Origin of the sequence: Pseudomonas sp. 2hn, assembly GCF_019646095.1 — a bacterium.
Taxonomy (GTDB): domain Bacteria; phylum Pseudomonadota; class Gammaproteobacteria; order Pseudomonadales; family Pseudomonadaceae; genus Aquipseudomonas; species Aquipseudomonas peradeniyensis.
In genome coordinates this window covers 4,388,188-4,403,755 of sequence record NZ_CP081016.1, presented here as the reverse complement: position 1 = coordinate 4,403,755, position 15,568 = coordinate 4,388,188, and the positions used below count along the sequence as shown (strand labels likewise).

At 65.2% G+C, this 15,568-nt stretch carries 16 protein-coding genes; 2 read left to right on the top strand and 14 right to left on the bottom strand.

Features of this window, described 5'->3' with window-relative positions:
• The first annotated feature begins 46 nt into the window (after positions 1 to 46).
• Positions 47 to 1,921: an MFS transporter gene (locus tag K2O50_RS19920; RefSeq protein WP_050704568.1), complete on the top strand. Its 1,875-nt coding sequence runs from the start codon at positions 47 to 49 to the stop codon at positions 1,919 to 1,921.
• A gap of 16 nt (positions 1,922 to 1,937) precedes the next feature.
• Here K2O50_RS19920 and sugE read toward each other — a convergent pair whose 3' ends face one another.
• The 7 genes from sugE to K2O50_RS19885 all read right to left on the bottom strand — a co-directional run bounded on the left by sugE (position 1,938) and on the right by K2O50_RS19885 (position 7,725).
• The gene (gene sugE, locus K2O50_RS19915; protein WP_050704569.1) at positions 1,938 to 2,255 is read right to left on the bottom strand and encodes a quaternary ammonium compound efflux SMR transporter SugE; all 318 of its coding nucleotides are present in this window, start codon (positions 2,253 to 2,255) and stop codon (positions 1,938 to 1,940) included.
• A gap of 235 nt (positions 2,256 to 2,490) precedes the next feature.
• On the bottom strand, positions 2,491 to 3,144 hold the full coding sequence (locus K2O50_RS19910) for an HAD family phosphatase (RefSeq protein WP_050704570.1): 654 nt from the start codon (positions 3,142 to 3,144) through the stop codon (positions 2,491 to 2,493).
• A 13-nt stretch (positions 3,145 to 3,157) separates the two neighbouring features.
• Positions 3,158 to 4,147: an ABC transporter ATP-binding protein gene (locus tag K2O50_RS19905; protein ID WP_050704571.1), complete on the bottom strand. Its 990-nt coding sequence runs from the start codon at positions 4,145 to 4,147 to the stop codon at positions 3,158 to 3,160.
• A 1-nt stretch (position 4,148) separates the two neighbouring features.
• Positions 4,149 to 4,943 carry an ABC transporter permease gene (locus tag K2O50_RS19900; protein WP_050704572.1) on the bottom strand — a complete coding sequence of 265 codons (795 nt, stop codon included), beginning with the start codon at positions 4,941 to 4,943 and terminating at the stop codon, positions 4,149 to 4,151.
• Positions 4,933 to 5,772 (bottom strand): ABC transporter permease subunit, encoded by an 840-nt coding sequence (locus K2O50_RS19895; protein WP_011532723.1) that lies wholly within the window; start codon positions 5,770 to 5,772, stop codon positions 4,933 to 4,935. Before K2O50_RS19895 ends, K2O50_RS19900 begins: the two co-directional genes overlap by 11 nt.
• Positions 5,769 to 6,575 (bottom strand): alkaline phosphatase family protein, encoded by an 807-nt coding sequence (locus K2O50_RS19890; protein WP_050704573.1) that lies wholly within the window; start codon positions 6,573 to 6,575, stop codon positions 5,769 to 5,771. Before K2O50_RS19890 ends, K2O50_RS19895 begins: the two co-directional genes overlap by 4 nt.
• Positions 6,576 to 6,666: 91 nt before the next feature.
• Complete coding sequence (locus K2O50_RS19885; RefSeq protein ID WP_050704574.1) at positions 6,667 to 7,725, bottom strand: ABC transporter substrate-binding protein; 1,059 nt, start codon at positions 7,723 to 7,725, stop codon at positions 6,667 to 6,669.
• A 327-nt stretch (positions 7,726 to 8,052) separates the two neighbouring features.
• Here K2O50_RS19885 and K2O50_RS19880 point away from each other — a divergent pair, with 327 nt between their 5' ends.
• A complete protein-coding gene (locus K2O50_RS19880) occupies positions 8,053 to 8,766 on the top strand; it encodes a UTRA domain-containing protein (RefSeq protein ID WP_050704575.1) in 714 nt (237 codons plus the stop codon).
• 99 nt (positions 8,767 to 8,865) lie between these two features.
• On the opposite strand, the gene K2O50_RS19875 is transcribed toward K2O50_RS19880, so the two are convergent.
• The 7 genes from K2O50_RS19875 to minC all read right to left on the bottom strand — a co-directional run bounded on the left by K2O50_RS19875 (position 8,866) and on the right by minC (position 15,498).
• Positions 8,866 to 11,019, bottom strand: a complete 2,154-nt coding sequence (locus tag K2O50_RS19875; protein WP_050704576.1) for a mechanosensitive ion channel family protein — start codon at positions 11,017 to 11,019, stop codon at positions 8,866 to 8,868.
• A 44-nt stretch (positions 11,020 to 11,063) separates the two neighbouring features.
• Positions 11,064 to 11,234, bottom strand: a complete 171-nt coding sequence (locus K2O50_RS19870; RefSeq protein ID WP_167388396.1) for a hypothetical protein — start codon at positions 11,232 to 11,234, stop codon at positions 11,064 to 11,066.
• A 134-nt stretch (positions 11,235 to 11,368) separates the two neighbouring features.
• Complete coding sequence (locus tag K2O50_RS19865; protein WP_028690868.1) at positions 11,369 to 12,658, bottom strand: M18 family aminopeptidase; 1,290 nt, start codon at positions 12,656 to 12,658, stop codon at positions 11,369 to 11,371.
• Positions 12,659 to 12,821: 163 nt separating this feature from the next.
• Positions 12,822 to 13,457, bottom strand: coding sequence for an RluA family pseudouridine synthase (locus tag K2O50_RS19860; RefSeq protein WP_050704577.1), 636 nt, complete (start codon positions 13,455 to 13,457; stop codon positions 12,822 to 12,824).
• 112 nt (positions 13,458 to 13,569) lie between these two features.
• A complete protein-coding gene (gene minE, locus K2O50_RS19855) occupies positions 13,570 to 13,824 on the bottom strand; it encodes a cell division topological specificity factor MinE (RefSeq protein WP_011532731.1) in 255 nt (84 codons plus the stop codon).
• Positions 13,825 to 13,827: 3 nt separating this feature from the next.
• Positions 13,828 to 14,640 (bottom strand): septum site-determining protein MinD, encoded by an 813-nt coding sequence (gene minD, locus K2O50_RS19850; RefSeq protein ID WP_050704578.1) that lies wholly within the window; start codon positions 14,638 to 14,640, stop codon positions 13,828 to 13,830.
• Positions 14,641 to 14,736: 96 nt separating this feature from the next.
• Complete coding sequence (gene minC / locus K2O50_RS19845) at positions 14,737 to 15,498, bottom strand: septum site-determining protein MinC (protein WP_050704579.1); 762 nt, start codon at positions 15,496 to 15,498, stop codon at positions 14,737 to 14,739.
• Between the last annotated feature and the right edge of the window lie 70 nt (positions 15,499 to 15,568).

The following is a 15,568-nucleotide window of genomic DNA, read 5'->3' as shown; positions in this document are numbered from 1 at the left end:
CGCTGTACGTGCCTCCAATGACAAAGCCCAACCAGGTACAAGGACGATGAGTCACCCCTCGCAATTCACCCTGCTCGGCAAGCGGCGCTTCCTGCCGTTCTTCATCACCCAGTCGCTGGGCGCCTTCAACGACAACCTGTTCAAGCAGTCGCTGATCCTGGCGATCCTCTACAAGCTGAGCCTGGAAGGCGACCGCTCGATCTGGGTCAACCTCTGCGCCTTGCTGTTCATCCTGCCGTTCTTCCTGTTCTCGGCGCTGGCCGGGCAGTTCGGCGAGAAGTTTGCCAAGGACCGGCTGATCCGCGCGATCAAGCTGGCCGAGATCGTCATCATGGCCATCGGCGCGACCGGTTTCGTTACTCATCACCTGGAGTTGATGCTGGTGGCGCTGTTCGCCATGGGCACCCACTCGGCATTGTTCGGCCCGGTGAAGTACTCGATCCTGCCCCAGGCCCTGCGTGAGGAGGAACTGGTGGGCGGCAACGGCCTGGTGGAGATGGGCACCTTCCTGGCGATCCTGGCCGGGACCATCGGCGCCGGGATGCTGATGTCCTCCAGCCAGTACGCGGTGCTGGCCGCCGTCGGGGTGGTGGGCACCGCCGTGCTGGGCTACCTGGCCAGCCGCTGGATCCCCCGCGCCGCCGCCGCCGCGCCACAGATGAAGCTGGACTGGAACATCTTCAAGCAGTCCTGGCTGACCCTGCGCCTGGGCCTGGGCCAAACCCCGGCGGTGTCGCGCTCGATCGTCGGCAACTCGTGGTTCTGGTTCGTCGGCGCCATCTACCTCACGCAGATCCCGGCCTACGCCAAGGACTGGCTGCACGGCGACGAAACCGTGGTGACCCTGGTGCTGACCCTGTTCTCGGTGGGCATCGCCGTCGGTTCGCTGCTCTGCGAGCGCCTGAGCGGGCGCAAGGTGGAGATCGGCCTGGTGCCGTTCGGCTCGTTCGGCCTGACCCTGTTCGGCCTGCTCTGGTGGTGGCATTCGGGGGATGTACCGGTTGGCGTCGTGCCCCACGACTGGCTGGCGTTGCTGGGCATGAGCCAGGCCTGGTGGATCATGCTGTCGATCGTCGGCCTGGGCATCTTCGGCGGCTTCTACATCGTGCCGCTGTACGCCCTGATCCAGGCGCGCACCCCGGAAGACCAGCGGGCCCGGGTGATCGCCGCCAACAACATCCTCAACGCGCTGTTCATGGTGGTGTCGGCGATCATCACCATCGTCCTGTTGAGCCTGGCCAAGCTGAGCATCCCGCAGCTGTTCCTGGTGGTGTCGCTGCTCAATATCGCGGTCAACGCCTACATCTTCCGCATCGTGCCGGAATTCACCATGCGTTTCCTGATCTGGCTGCTCAGCCACTCGATGTACCGGGTCGAGCACCGCGAGCTGCAGCGCATTCCCGACGAGGGCGCAGCGCTGCTGGTGTGCAACCATGTGTCGTTCGTCGATGCGCTGCTGATCGGGGGGGCGATCCGCCGGCCGATCCGTTTCGTCATGTACTACAAGATCTACAACCTGCCGGTGCTCAATTTCGTGTTCCGCACCGCCGGCGCCATTCCCATCGCTGGGCGCGGCGAGGACGAGGCCACCTACGAGCGCGCCTTCGCCCGTATCGCCCGGTACCTGGCCGACGGCGAGCTGGTATGCATCTTCCCCGAAGGCAAACTGAGTTCGGACGGTGAGATCGATGTGTTCAAGGGCGGGGTGAACCGCATCCTGCAGGAGACGCCGGTGCCGGTGATTCCGCTGGCGTTGCAGGGGCTGTGGGGCAGTTTCTTCAGTCGCGACCCGAACAAGGGCTTCTTCAAGCGCCTGTGGTCGCGGGTGACCCTGGTGGCCGGCGCCGCCATCCCGGTGGAGGCGGCGCAGCCCGAGGCGCTGCGCGAGCAGGTGAGCCTGCTGCGCGGCGACGTTCGCTAAGAGAAACGGAGGAAGGTCAGCTGGCGCTGACCTTCAGGCCGACCAGGCCGGTGATGATCAGGGCGACACTGGCCAGGCGGATCAGCGCCATGGATTCGCCGAACAGGATGATCCCTGCGATCACCGTGCCGACCGCGCCGACGCCGGTCCAGATGGCGTAGGCGGTGCCCAGCGGCAGTTCCTTCATGGCCAGGCCCAGCAGGCCAAGGCTGATGACCATGGCACCGACGGTGAGGATGGTCGGCATCGGGCGAGTGAAACCGTCGGTGTACTTGAGGCCGACAGCCCAGCCGACTTCGAACAGGCCGGCGAAGAACAGGATGATCCAGGACATGGTGAGTCTCCATCGATTCAATGATGGGGCCGTCCCCGGTATGTTCACGCACAGCGTCGTGAGGCCGTCCTCACAGTGCGCACTACACTGCACATTTGTGGCGGGAGAGGCAAGTGTGACGGATCAATGGTGCCTGTGCCGGCCTCTTCGCGGGTAAACCCGCTCCCACAGGATCACCACAGGCTTGATGCTACGCAATACCTGTGGGAGCGGGTTTACCCGCCAAAGGGCCGGTTCAAGACCAGCTCAGAATCGGCCAGCCATTGATCTGCGCATGCTCGCGCAGCACCGGGTCCGGGTTCACCACGTGCGGGTGATCGACCTTCAGCAGCAGCGGCAGGTCGTTGCGTGAATCCGAGTAGAAACTCGCGCCCTCCAGGTTCTCCTGCTCCTGGTCCAGCCACTCCAGCAAACGGGTGATCTTGCCCTCGCGGTAGGTGAGCACGCCGTGGGTCTTGCCGGTGAACACGCCGTTGACCGCCTCCAGCTCGATGGCCAGGTACTCATCGACACCCAGGCGCGCCGCGATCGGCCCGACCAGGTGGGTGCCGCTGGCCGAGATGATCAGGATCCGGTCACCGCGCTTGCGGTGTTCGGCGATGCAGCGGCAGGCGTCGCCGTAGATGATCGGCTCGATCACGTCCTCCACCCAGGGCTCGACCAGATGCTCCACCTCTTCCAGGGTACGTCCGGCGATGGGCTCCAGGCTGAAGGCCATGTAGTCCTCCATGGCCAGGTGGCCCTTGCCGTAGGCTTCCATCAGCTCATGGTCGCGCTTGAGGAAGGATTTGCCGTCCACCCAGCCCAGCCGGGCCATCTGCTCGCTCCACAGCGACGCGCAGTCACCGTGGATCAGGGTTTCGTCCAGATCGAAGATTGCCAGTGCCATGCGTTGCTTCTCCTTAGGCCACTTCCCGTAGCGCCGTGGGGTCGATCGACAAGGATACCCGCTGGCCGTCTGCGTGCAGGTCGGCCGCGCAGCGGTTGAGCACGTCCACCACCAGCTCGACGTCGCGCACCCGTACCCGGTAGCGGATGACGTTGCCCAGCAGGCTGTGGCTGCGGATCTCGCCGTCCAGTTCACCGTTCAGGCCCAGGGTGATGGACTCCGGGCGGATCGCCAGGCGACCGCTGACCGGGCGTTGCAGCAGGCGGCTGGCGCTGTCGGCGTCGAGCAGGTTGTAGTTGCCGATGAAACCCGCGGCGAACAGGTCCACGGGCGCGGTGTAGAGGGTCTCGGCATCGCCGCTCTGGACGATGCGACCCTGGTTCATCAGGACGATGCGGTCCGACATGGTCAGCGCCTCTTCCTGGTCGTGGGTGACGAAGATGGTGGTCAGCCCCAGCTCGCGCTGGATGGCGCGGATCTGTTCGCGCAGGTGCTTGCGGATGCGCGCATCCAGCGCCGACAGCGGCTCGTCGAGCAGCAGCAGGCGCGGGCGGGTGACCAGCGAGCGAGCCAGGGCCACGCGCTGGCACTGGCCACCGGACAGCTGGTGCGGGTAGCGTCCGGCGAAGCTGCCGAGTTCGACCAGATCGAGTACTTCACGCACCCGCGCCTGGCTTTCGTCGGCCTTGACCTTCTGCATGCGCAGGCCGAAGGCGACGTTCTGCTCCACGGTCATGTTGGGGAACAGCGCGTAGCTCTGGAACACCATGCCGATGCCGCGCTTCTGCGGGCTCACTGGCACGATGTCCTGGCCGTCGAGCAGGATCCGCCCGCTGTCCACCGGGGTCAGCCCGGCGATGCAGCGCAGCAGCGTGGACTTGCCGCAGCCCGACGGGCCAAGCAGGGTGACGAATTCGCCGCGCTCGATCTGGCAGTCGATGTTCTCGAACACCGGGCTGCCGGCGTAGCTCTTTTGCAGTTTCTGTACGCTGACGAAGCTCATGTCAGGTCTTGTCCTTGTTCAGGCGGTTGGCGACCCAGGTCAGTACCAGCACGAAGGCGAAGTAGGAGATGACCAGCGCGCTGTTGAAGTGGCCGCTGCTGTTGCGCATGTTGTTCAGGTACACCTGCAGGGTCTCGTAGCGGGTGCCCACCAGCAGGTTGGCGAACACGAACTCGCCGAACAGGAACGAGAACGACAGCAGCAGCGCCACCATCAGGCCCTTGCGCAGGTTGGGCAGCACCACCAGGAACGCCGCCTGCCAGGTGCTGGCGCCGAGCAGCTGGGCGGCGTCCATCAGGTCGCGCAGGTTGATGGCCTGCAGGTTGTTGGTGATGGCCCGGTACATGAACGGCAGGGCGATGGTGAAGTAGCAGCCGATCAGGATCCACGGGGTGCCGACCATGGCCATTGGCCCGCTGCCGTACAGCTGCAGCAAGCCCACCGACGACACCACCGGCGGCACGGCGAACGGCAGCAGGATGAGGATGTTCATCAGCGCGTCGAGCTTGGGGAAGTGGTAGTGGACCACGAACAGCAACGGCAGGATCAGCAGCACCGACAGCAGCAGCGCGCCGACGCACACCAGCAGCGACTGGCCGAAGGCGGCGAGAAAGCGCGGCTCGCTCCACAGCGCGAGGTACCACTTGAAGGTCAGCCCGCTGGGCAGCAGGGTCGCTGACCAGCTGGTGGCCAGCGAGTAGAGCAGGGTGCCGGCCAGCGGCAGCAGCAGGATGAGGAACAGCAGGTACACCACCACTCGGTGGTAGAGCCCGCCGGCGTTGTTTTCAGCGCGCATGGTAGCTCCTCTTGAGCAGCCATTGATGGACCACCGTGACCACGGTCATCAGGCCCACCAGCACCATCGCCAGGGCGCTGGCCAGGTTCGGGTCGAGGCTGATGTCGCCGGCCACCAGGCCCGCGATGCGGATCGGCAGCACGTTGAAGTTGCCGGTGGTCAGGGCGTAGACGGTGGCGTAGGCGCCCAGGGCGTTGGCCAGCAGGATGACGAAGGTGCCGAGCAGCGCCGGGGTGAGCACCGGCAGGCCGATATGCCGCCAGAACTGCCAGTGGCTGGCGCCGAGCAGTGCGGCGGACTCGCGCCAGTCCTCGCGCAGGGCGTCGAAGGCCGGGTAGAGCAGCAGCACGCCGAGGGGGATCTGGAAGTAGGTGTACACCAGGATCAGGCCGGTCTTGGAGTAGATGCTGAAGTCACCGAGCAGGCCCATCTGCTTGAGCAGCAGGGTGAGCGCGCCATTGAAACCGAGCAGGATGATGAAGGCGAAAGCCAGGGGCACGCCGGCGAAGTTGCTGGTCATGTTGGCGAAGGCGCTGACGAAGTCGCGCAGTTTCGAGTCGACCCGGCGCAGCGAATAGGCGCCCAGGGTGGCGATGACGATGCCGAACAGGCTCGACCAGAAGCTGATCTCCAGGCTGCGTTGCAGCGCCTGCAGGTAGAACTTCGAGGCGAAGATCTTGCTGAAGTTGGCCAGGCCCCAGCCGCTCTCGCTCTGCAGGCTGTTGAGGGCGACCCAGGCCAGCGGCGCGACCTGGAAGATGATGAAGAACACGGCGAACGGCAGCAGGCAGAGCAGGGCCAGGTAGCGGCCGCGATGGCTTGCATTCACTTGAGCAGCTCCCGGCAGACCGGTTTGTCGTGGGCGGCGCCGAGCAGCTCGCAGATCGTGCCACACAGCTCGGTCTGCAACGGCTTGGCCGCGGGGTCGAGGCTGAACGCCTCGCCGAACACGAACAGCGGCACTTCGCGTTCCTCGGCCAGCAAGCCGTTGTGCGAGCGGTCGTTGTTCATGCCGTGGTCGGCGGTGACCAGCACCTGGTAGCCCTCTTCGAGCCAGCGCGGCAGGTAGTCGGCCAGGAGGATGTCGGCGTTGCGCGCGGCATTGCGGTACTGGCTGCTGTCCAGGCCGTGGCGGTGGCCGGCGTCGTCGATGTTCATCGGGTGCACCAGCAGGAAGTTCGGCGCATGGCGGCGGCGCAGGTATTCGGCGTCGGCCAGCAGGTGCGAGTCGGGGTAGTGGTCGGCGTAGTAGAACAGGCCGTGCTGGATCGGCAGCTTCGGCGCGTGGGTGTGGCGGTCGCGCAGCGGGTCGAAGGGCGAGCGGTTATACAGCTCGCTCATCCAGTGATAGGCCGCCGCCGCAGTGCCCAGGCCGGCCTCGCGAGCGTAGTGGAACACGCTGCGCTGGTTGGACAGGCGATTGACGTTGTTGTGCACGATGCCGCTGTCGATCGGCGGCACGCCGGTGAGGATGCATTCGTACAGCGGTCGCGACAGTGACGGCAGTTCGCATTCAAGCCGGTACAGCGCGGCGCGGTCGGCCTCGACGTAGGCGTGCAGATGGCCCATGGCATGGTGCGCGACCTGGTGGTTGAGGCCGTCGAGCAGAACCAGGATGACGTTGTGTTGCATGTTGGCTCCAGGGAAACGAGGCTTCGTGGGAGCGGGCTTGCCCCGCGATGGCGATCACGGGGCATGCCCGCTCCCACGAGGATGATGGCGTTTATTCCATCTCGATGATCACCTGCTCCTGCCACTTCTGCGGCAGGGCCTTGGAGGTCGCTTCCCAGGCTTCGGCGTTCTTGATCGGCTGGGCGGCCTTGTACTGCTCGTTGGGCAGCAGCTTGGCCTGCACATCCGCCGGCAGTTTCAGGTGCTCGGCGCGGATTGGCCGGGCGTGGCCGATGGCCAGGTTGGTCTGTCCGGCATCGCTGAAGATGTACTCACGCGCAAGCTTCGCCGCGTTCGGGTGCTTGGCGTACTTGTTGATGATGGTGGTGTAGCCGGAGGTGATCGAGCCGTCCGATGGGATCAGCACCTCGAAGCGTTTCGGGTCGATCTGGTCGCGGTAGCTCAGGCCGTTGAAGTCCCACACCACGCCGACTTCCACCTCGCCCTTCTCGAGGGTCTGGATGGTCGGGTTGGCCAGCGACAGGCGCTTTTGCTGGGCCAGCTTGGTGAACAGCTGCAGGCCCGGCTCGATGTTGCTCTCGTCGCCCTTGTAGGCGATGGCGGCGGCGAGCACGCCATTGGCGGCCTGGGCGGCGGTGCCGACGTCACCGATGGCGACCTTGTACTTGCCCTTTTCCAGGTCGTGCCAGGTGGTCGGGCGCTCGCCTTCCTTGACCAGATCCTTGTTGATGATGAAGGCGATGGTGCCGGTGTAGGCCAGCGCCCAGTGGCCGTCCTGGTCCTTGGCCCACGCCGGCACCTGGTCCCAGGTGCTCGGCTTGTAGGCCTGGGTGACGCCCTTGGCGACCGCGATCGGGCCGAAGGCGGCGCCGACATCGCCGATATCGGCGCTGGCGTTGTCCTTCTCGGCGTCGAACTTGGCGATCTCCTGGGCCGAGCTCATGTCGGTGTCGCTGTGCTTGAGGCCGTATTTTTTCGCCAGGTCTTCCCAGGTGCCTTTCCAGTTGGCCCAGGCATCGGGCATGCCCACGCTGTTGACGGTGCCTTCCTTGCGGGCGGCGTCTTCAAGGGCCTTGAGGTCCTGGGCCATGGCCGAGGTGCAAAAAGCGATGGCCGAACCGAGCAGTGACGCCATGAACAACTTTTTCATCCGAAGCTCCTTTGGTGGGTGCCTTGCATTCGTTGTTATGAACAGAAGCGGTGCTTGCGAACCCTTGGTCTAGGTCAGCAAACCTTGAGCCAAGGTAGGCCTGTTGCGTGACAGTTTGATGTAAGGAGAGGGCGTGGGTGGCAGGCCGATGGCTCTGGGAATACAGCGTAGACCACATCGAAAGCCTTGAATCGCGTGGCCTGGCCCGGATCTGGCAAGTCCCTGTACGAGGCTTTGTCACAGGATGTTCATCAGCCTTGCCTAGGCTTGTAGCCATCGCCACATGCCCCTTTATGGGGCTGGACTAGTCCAGATAGGTAACCTTTGATGCAAGCGACGCCACCGCGCGCGGTAACAGCCATCTGCCATGCCCTGCAGGAGCAGATCGAACACGGCCTGCTGGCTCCCGGCGGCAAGCTGCCGGCCGAGCGCAGGCTCAGCGAAGTGTTCGACACCACGCGCATCACCCTGCGCGAGGCGCTGGTGCAGCTGGAGGCCCAGGGCCTGATCTATCGCGAGGAGCGCCGTGGCTGGTTCGTCGCGCCCGAGCGGCTGACCTACGACCTGATCGAGCGCAGCCACTTCCATGCGATGGTGCGCGACCAGGGGCGGGTGCCGAGCACCGAGTTGCTGTCGGCGCGCCTGCAGCCGGCCTCGGCGGCGATCTGCGCGCGCCTGCGCCTGTCGGCGTTGTCCAGCGTGGTGCGGATCTGCCGTCTGCGCCGCATCGACGGGCGTGCGGTGCTGTATGCCGAGCACTATCTCAACCCGCGCTACTTCCCGGGGATCCTCGAGCTGGACCTGGCGCGGTCGCTGACCGAGATCTATGCGCGGGAATATGCCATTCACTATGGAAAGGTGTGCTTCGAGATCCTGCCGACCGCGTTGCCGGTGGCGGCGGCGGGGGCACTGAAGGTTTCGGCGGGCAGCCCGGGTTTGCACATCACCCGGGTCAACAGTGACCAGCATGGGCATCTGATCGACTGTGACCTGGAATACTGGCGGCACGACGCGATCCGCATCCGTGCCCAGGCGGGATAAGGTGCTGGATTCTTCGCGGGTAAACCCGCTCCCACAGGGACCCCACAATTTTCGAATGTGTGGCAATCCTGTGGGAGCGGGTTTACCCGCGAAAGGGCCCTAACTGGAGGACCCGGTTTCCGCCATCTGGCCCCCTCCGGCCGTCACCACCTGCACCGACAACCTTGGCGTCGCCAGATCCAGCCCCGCCTCGTCCAGCTGCCTTTTCAGCGCCAGGTTGAACGCCCGCGACACCTCCCACTGCTTGATCGGCGCGGTCTTGAACCGCGCCCGCAGGATCGCCGAGCCCGACTCGAAGCTCTCCACCCCCTGAAGCTCCAGCGGCGACCAGATGTTGCGGCGCATCAGCGGGTCGTTGCGCAGCTTCTGGCCCACTTCGCGGATCAGCGTGATGGCCTGGTCGATGTTCATGCTGTGCGGGATGGCCACGCGGAAGATCGCATAGCCGAACTCCCGCGAGTAGTTCTTGATGCTCTTGATCTCGCTGAACGGGATGGTGTGCACGATGCCGTCGATGTCCCGCAGGCGCACGGTGCGGATGGTCAGGCCCTCGACCGTGCCCAGGTGGCCGCCGACGTCGACGTAGTCGTCGATCGCCAGCGAGTCCTCGATGATGATGAACAATCCGGTGATCAGGTCGGCCACCAGCGACTGGGCGCCGAAACCGATGGCCAGGCCGATGACGCCGGCACCGGCCAGCAGCGGGGTGACGTTCATGCCCATGTTGGCCAGGGCGACGATCACCGCGATGATGAAGATCACCACGAACATCACGTTGCGGATCAAGGGCATCATGGTCTGCGCCCGGGCGTTGGCCAGGCCGCGGCGCGAGCGCACCAGGGCATGGTGCACGGCGGTGTCGGCGAGGATCCACACCAGCCAGGCGACGATCAGCGTGCCGGCCAGGCCCAGCAGGCGCAGGCTGACTTCATGGCCGTCGCCTTCGGCGAAGCTGATCATCGAGCGGCCCCAGACGCGCAGGCCCAGTTCGATGAACACCAGCCAGATGAACAGGTGTACCAGCACGTAGCCGAAGTTGCGCAGGCGCTCGGTGTAGACCGCCTGGCGCTTGTTGGCGCGCCGGGGCTTGGCGGCGTGGCGCCGGACCAGGCCGTTGAGCACCATGCACACCACCACCAGCACCGTGCACATCAGCGACTGGCGCAGGGCGGTGCTGGTGTCGCCGGCGGAGACGAAGGTGGCGAACAGCGAGATCGCCACCAGGATCAGCGCCGGGACGTACCAGAAGCTGCCGAGCAGCTCGATGGTGTCGCTCAGGGTGCGCCGGGTCAGGCGTCGGGACAGCGGCTGGTTGCGGATCAGGTGGGCGATCGGGCGGCGAAAGCGCAGGATGAACAGCCCGGTGCACAGCGCGGCGACGACGTTGGCCAGGGTGGCCAGGGCATGGGCCAGGTGGCTGCCCAGGGCGGTGGTCAGGCGCGGGTCGCTCATCGCCTCGCCGAACGCGGCGAAGCTGCCGATCAGCCACAGCGGACGAAATGCCTGGTGGCGCAGGATGTACAGGGCGCGGTGGCGGTGCGGGCCGTCGAGGAGCGAGAAGGCGATCACGCAGATCGCCGAAAACAGCGTGCCGACCACCAGCGCGTAGGCCAGCACCATGGCCATCGACTTGCCCAGCGAGGAGGGCAGGGCAAAGCTCAGGTACACGGTGAACACCAGCGCCACCAGCCACGGCCCCAGCTTGCGCAGGGCGAAGCGCACCAGGTCCCAGGTGCGCGGGTGCTGGGGCAGTTCCTCGGTCAGGCCGAAGCGCAGGCGCACGCGGTGGCCGATCCAGTTGAAGGCGTAGGCCAGCAGGCTCCAGACCAGGATCACCCCGGCGAAGCCGAACAGGATCGCCGGCCACTGGTGCACCGGCACCACCAGCGCGGCCAGCTCGTCCTGTGCCTGGTCGATTTCCAGCGACCAGCGCTTGAACGGGCTGGCATCGCCGCTGAACTGCTGCTCGAAGTCATGCAGGGCGCCGCCGATCAGGCCGAGCACGCCCTGTTCGACGGTGGGTTGCGATTGTTTGCTGGCGTCGCGTAGCTTCTTCAGGTCGGCCAGCAGCTTGGCCCGTTGCTGGTCGTTCTCCAGGTTCTTGATCACCTCGTCCAGCGACTTGCCCAGCGGTTCGCTGGCTTCGGGTTGGGCGGGGGGGCTGGAGCCGAGCAGGCCCGGCAGGCCGGCGGCGTGCACCGGGGTGACGAACAACAGGAACAGCAGCGTGATGCAACGCAGGAGGGCTGGCACCGGAAACTCTACCTCAGGTCAAACGTTTGCCCGAGTGTAGTGGTTTACGACGGCAGTTTCTCGAGGATCTTCCAGCAGGTGAGGCCGAAGATGCCGAGGGTGCCGATCCACATCATCAGCACGCCGACATTGCGCTCGCGCAGGCTGAAGCCGATGGTCAGCAGCATCAGGAACAGGAACACCGGCACGAACAGGGACAGGAAGGGGGATGACATGGACGGCAATCCTTTTGCTGTGGGGCATGTCTTAAGCATAGCGCTTTGCAAGCGCAGCGGATTGATCGGGGGCAGGCAACTCCCGAATCGCGGGGCAAGCCCGCTCCCACGGGCCTTTGGGAGCGGGCTTGTCGTCAGGGCAGTTCGCGGCTGCGGTAGAAAGCCGAGAGGACTTTCACCAGATGCGCCAGGTCATGGCTGCCGCACAGCTCGCGGATCGAGTGCATGGCGAAGGTCGGCAGGCCGATGTCGACCGTGCGCACGCCCAGGTGGCTGGCGGTGATCGGGCCGATGGTCGAGCCGCAGCCCATGTCGCTGCGCACCACGAAGCTCTGCACCGGTACTTCCTCGGCCATGCACAGGTGGCGGAAGAACCCGGCGGTTTCGCTGTTGGTGGCGTAGCGCTGGTTGTTGTTGACCTTGATCACCGGGCCTGCGTTGAGCTTGGGGCCGTGGTTGCCGTCGTGCTTGTCGGCGTAGTTGGGGTGCACGCCGTGGGCGTTGTCGGCCGAGACCATCAGCGAGCGCTGGATGGTGCGCACGTAGTCGTCGCCCTCGGGCAGCAGGCGCTGCAGGGTCTGCTCGAGCATCGGGCCGTCGGCGCCGCAGGCCGAGCACGAGCCGACTTCCTCGTGGTCGTTGCACACCAGCACGCAGGTCTCGTCGCTGTCGGCGCCCAGCAGCGCCTGCAAGCCGGCGTAGCACGACAGCAGGTTGTCCAGGCGGGCGGCGGCAATGAAGTCGCCGTTCAGGCCAATCAACGCGGCGTCCTGGGTGTCGTAGAAGCTCAGCTCGTAGTCGAGCACCACGTCGGCGTTGAGGTCGTGCTCGCGGGCCAGCTGCTCGGTGAGCAGGGCGCGGAAGTCGACGCGCTCGTCGCCGGCCACCTGGGCCAGGATCGGTGGCAGCTCGGTCTGCGGGTTGATCTGCCAGCCTTCGTTGGCGGTGCGGTTGAGGTGGATCGCCAGGTTCGGGATCACCGCGATCGGCAGCTTGAAGTCGATCAGCTGGCTCTCGACCTTGCCATCACGGCGGAAGGTGACCCGGCCGGCCAGCGACAGGTCGCGGTCGAACCAGGGGGCGAGCAGGGCGCCGCCGTACACTTCCACGCCCAGTTGCAGGAAACCCTGGCGTTGCAGCTCGGGCTGCGGCTTGACCCGCAGGCACGGGCTGTCGGTGTGGGCGCCGACCATACGGATGCCGCCCAGCAGCGGGGAGAGCTTGCCGAGCTTGATGGCGATGATCGAGGAATCGTTGCGGGTCACGTAGTAGCGACCACCGGGCACGGTGGCCCAGCTGTCGCGTTCGTCCAGGCGCTGGTAGCCGGCGGCCTCGAGGCGCTGCGCGAGGCTGGCGGTGGCATGGAAGGGCGTCGGGGAGGCCTTGAGGAATTCGATCAGGCCGGCATTCAGGGCATCGCGCATAAGTCACTCCAGACAGCAGTGGCGCGAGTTTAGCGTAAATACTCGAAAATTTGTGTCGGCGCTATCGCGGGGCAAGCCCGCTCCCACAGGTACCGCGCAGATTTCAAGTTAGGCACTCTCCTGTGGGAGCGGGTTTACCCGCGAAGAATCCAGCGCCGATGGATCAGAACGGTGCCGGACACTCGAACTTCAACCGCTCGCCCGAAACCGGATGGGTAAAGCTCAGCATCGACGCATGCAGGCACAGCCGTTCATGGGCCGCCAGCGCCTCGGGGTTGGCGTAAAGCCGGTCGCCCAGCAGCGGGTGGCCGATCGACAGCATGTGCACGCGCAACTGGTGCGAGCGCCCGGTGATCGGTGTCAGCTCGACCCGGCAATGATCGGCGCAGCGTTCGACGATGCGCCAGAAGGTCAGGGCGTGCTTGCCCTGTTCGTGGTCGACCACATGGCGCGGTTTGGTCGGCGGGTCGTAGCGCAGCGGCAGGTCGATGCTGCCGCTGTCCAGGTTCGGTTGGCCCCAGCACAGCGCGGTATAGGCCTTTTCCGTCTCGCGGTCGTGGAACTGGCGCGACAGTTCGCGGTGGCTGTCGGCGTCGCGGGCGAGCAGGATGATCCCCGAGGTTTCCCAGTCCAGGCGGTGGACGATCAGGGCGTCGGGGTAGCCGTTTTCCTGCAGGCGGGTGATCAGGCAGTCCTTGTTGTCCTCGGCGCGGCCCGGCACCGACAGCAGCAGGGTCGGCTTGTTGATCACCAGGATGGCGGCGTCTTCGTGAAGGATCTGGATGTTCGACAGCGGCATGTTCAGGTGTTCTCTGCAAAGCATTGTGGGAGCGGGCTTGCCCCGCGATGGCCATTGAAGGCCATCGCGGGGCAAGCCCGCTCCCACAAGGTAACCCTGAGCTACTGAAAGATCAGCGCTCGGGCAGGGTGATGTTCAGCTCGAGGATCGAGCAGCTGCCCTGGTTCTCCAGCGCCACCTGCACATCGTCGTTGCCGATGTTGACGTACTTGCGGATCACCTCGACCAGCTCCTTCTGCAGGGCGGGCAGGTAGTCCGGGGTGCTGCGCTGGCCGCGCTCGTGCGCCACGATGATCTGTAGACGCTCTTTCGCTACCGACGCGCTGGTCTGTTTCTGTCTGCCACGAAAGAAGTCAAAAAGGTTCATGGTTTACTTGCCTCCAAACAGACGCGCGAAGAATCCTTGCTTCTGCACGTCAATGAACCGCAGGGGCTTCTCTTTGCCCAGCAGACGGTCGACGGTGTCACTGTACGCCTGGCCGGCATCGCTCTGGTCGTCAAGGATGACCGGGATGCCCTGGTTGGAGGCCTTGAGAACGGCTTGCGACTCGGGAATCACACCCTTGAGCTTGATCGCCAGGATCTCTTCGACGTCGGCGATGCTGAGCATTTCGCCCTTCTCGACGCGCTCGGGGTGGTAACGGGTGATCAGCAGGTGTTCCTTGATCGGCTCCTCGCCGTTCTCGGAGCGGCGCGACTTGCTCGACAGGATGCCCAGCATGCGGTCGGAGTCGCGTACCGAGGAGACCTCGGGGTTGGTCACGACGATGGCTTCGTCGGCGAAGTACATCGCCAGGTGCGCGCCTTTCTCGATACCGGCCGGCGAGTCGCAGATGACGTAGTCGAACTGTTCTTTCAACTCCATCAGGACCTTTTCCACGCCTTCCTGGGTCAGGGCGTCCTTGTCGCGGGTCTGGCTGGCGGCCAGCACGAACAGGTTCTCCAGGCGCTTGTCCTTGATCAGGGCCTGCTGCAGGTTGGCCTCGCCGTTGACCACGTTGACGAAGTCGTACACCACGCGGCGCTCGCAGCCCATGATCAGGTCGAGGTTACGCAGGCCGACGTCGAAGTCGACGATGACAGTCTTGTAGCCGCGCAGTGCGAGGCCGGTACCGATGGCGGCGCTGGTAGTGGTCTTGCCCACACCCCCCTTGCCGGAAGTGACGACGAGAATCTTGGCCAAGGTGTTTCACCCCTAAATAAACGGGACGCGGGTCCCTGCAAATACAAAAAACGGCAACGGGAAAAAAGTTGCGCTAAAAATGCCGGCAAGTATCCGTTAAAGACGGGTGATGTTCAACACGTCACCGGACAGGCTGACCTGCACGCCCGAGCCCCACAGCGGGTCGCGGCGCAGGTCCTCGCAGACCTTGTACTGGCCGGCGATGGAGACCATTTCCGCGGTCATCTGCTGGCAGAAGATGCGCGCCTTGGTGTTGCCCTTGATACCGGCCAGGGCGCGGCCGCGCATGGCGCCGTACACATGGATGTTGCCATCGGCGAGAAGTTCCGCGCCGGGGCTGACCGAGCCTGTCACCACCAGGTCGCCGCCCTGGGCGTAGATCTGCTGGCCGCCGCGCACCGGCGAGGTGATGATGCGGGTCGGGCGCACCTCGGGTTCGGCCGGCGCCGCTGGTGGAGCGGGTGCAGGCTCGGGCGTCTTCACTTCCGGCTCGGGTTCCAGCGGGCGTTCGCGGGCGCCGGACGGCGGCAGCACCGGCAGATCGATGGCGATCGCCGCGGCGATGTCCTCGATGCGGCTGGCACGGATCGCCAGGGTGCGCAGGCCATGATGACGGCAGATGCGCATCAGCCCGGGCAGGTCGATGGCGCCCGAGTCATGGGGCAGCTTGTCCAGGGCCAGCACCAGCGGGGTGTTGCTGAAGAAATTCGGCGCCTGCGCCACCTTCGCCGCCAGCTGGCGGTCGAGGGATTCGAGGTCGTTGCGCGCCAGTTCCAGCACGGTGATGGCAAGCATGCTGCCCTTGAGCTGGAACACGGGGGCGTTGTCGGGTGTCTGGTTGGGGCTCATGGTCTGCATAGACGGCTTGTTGCGAAAAAAGTGCCCTGACTTATAGCGATAAGACCGATTGCCCGCAACCGATGTAGAA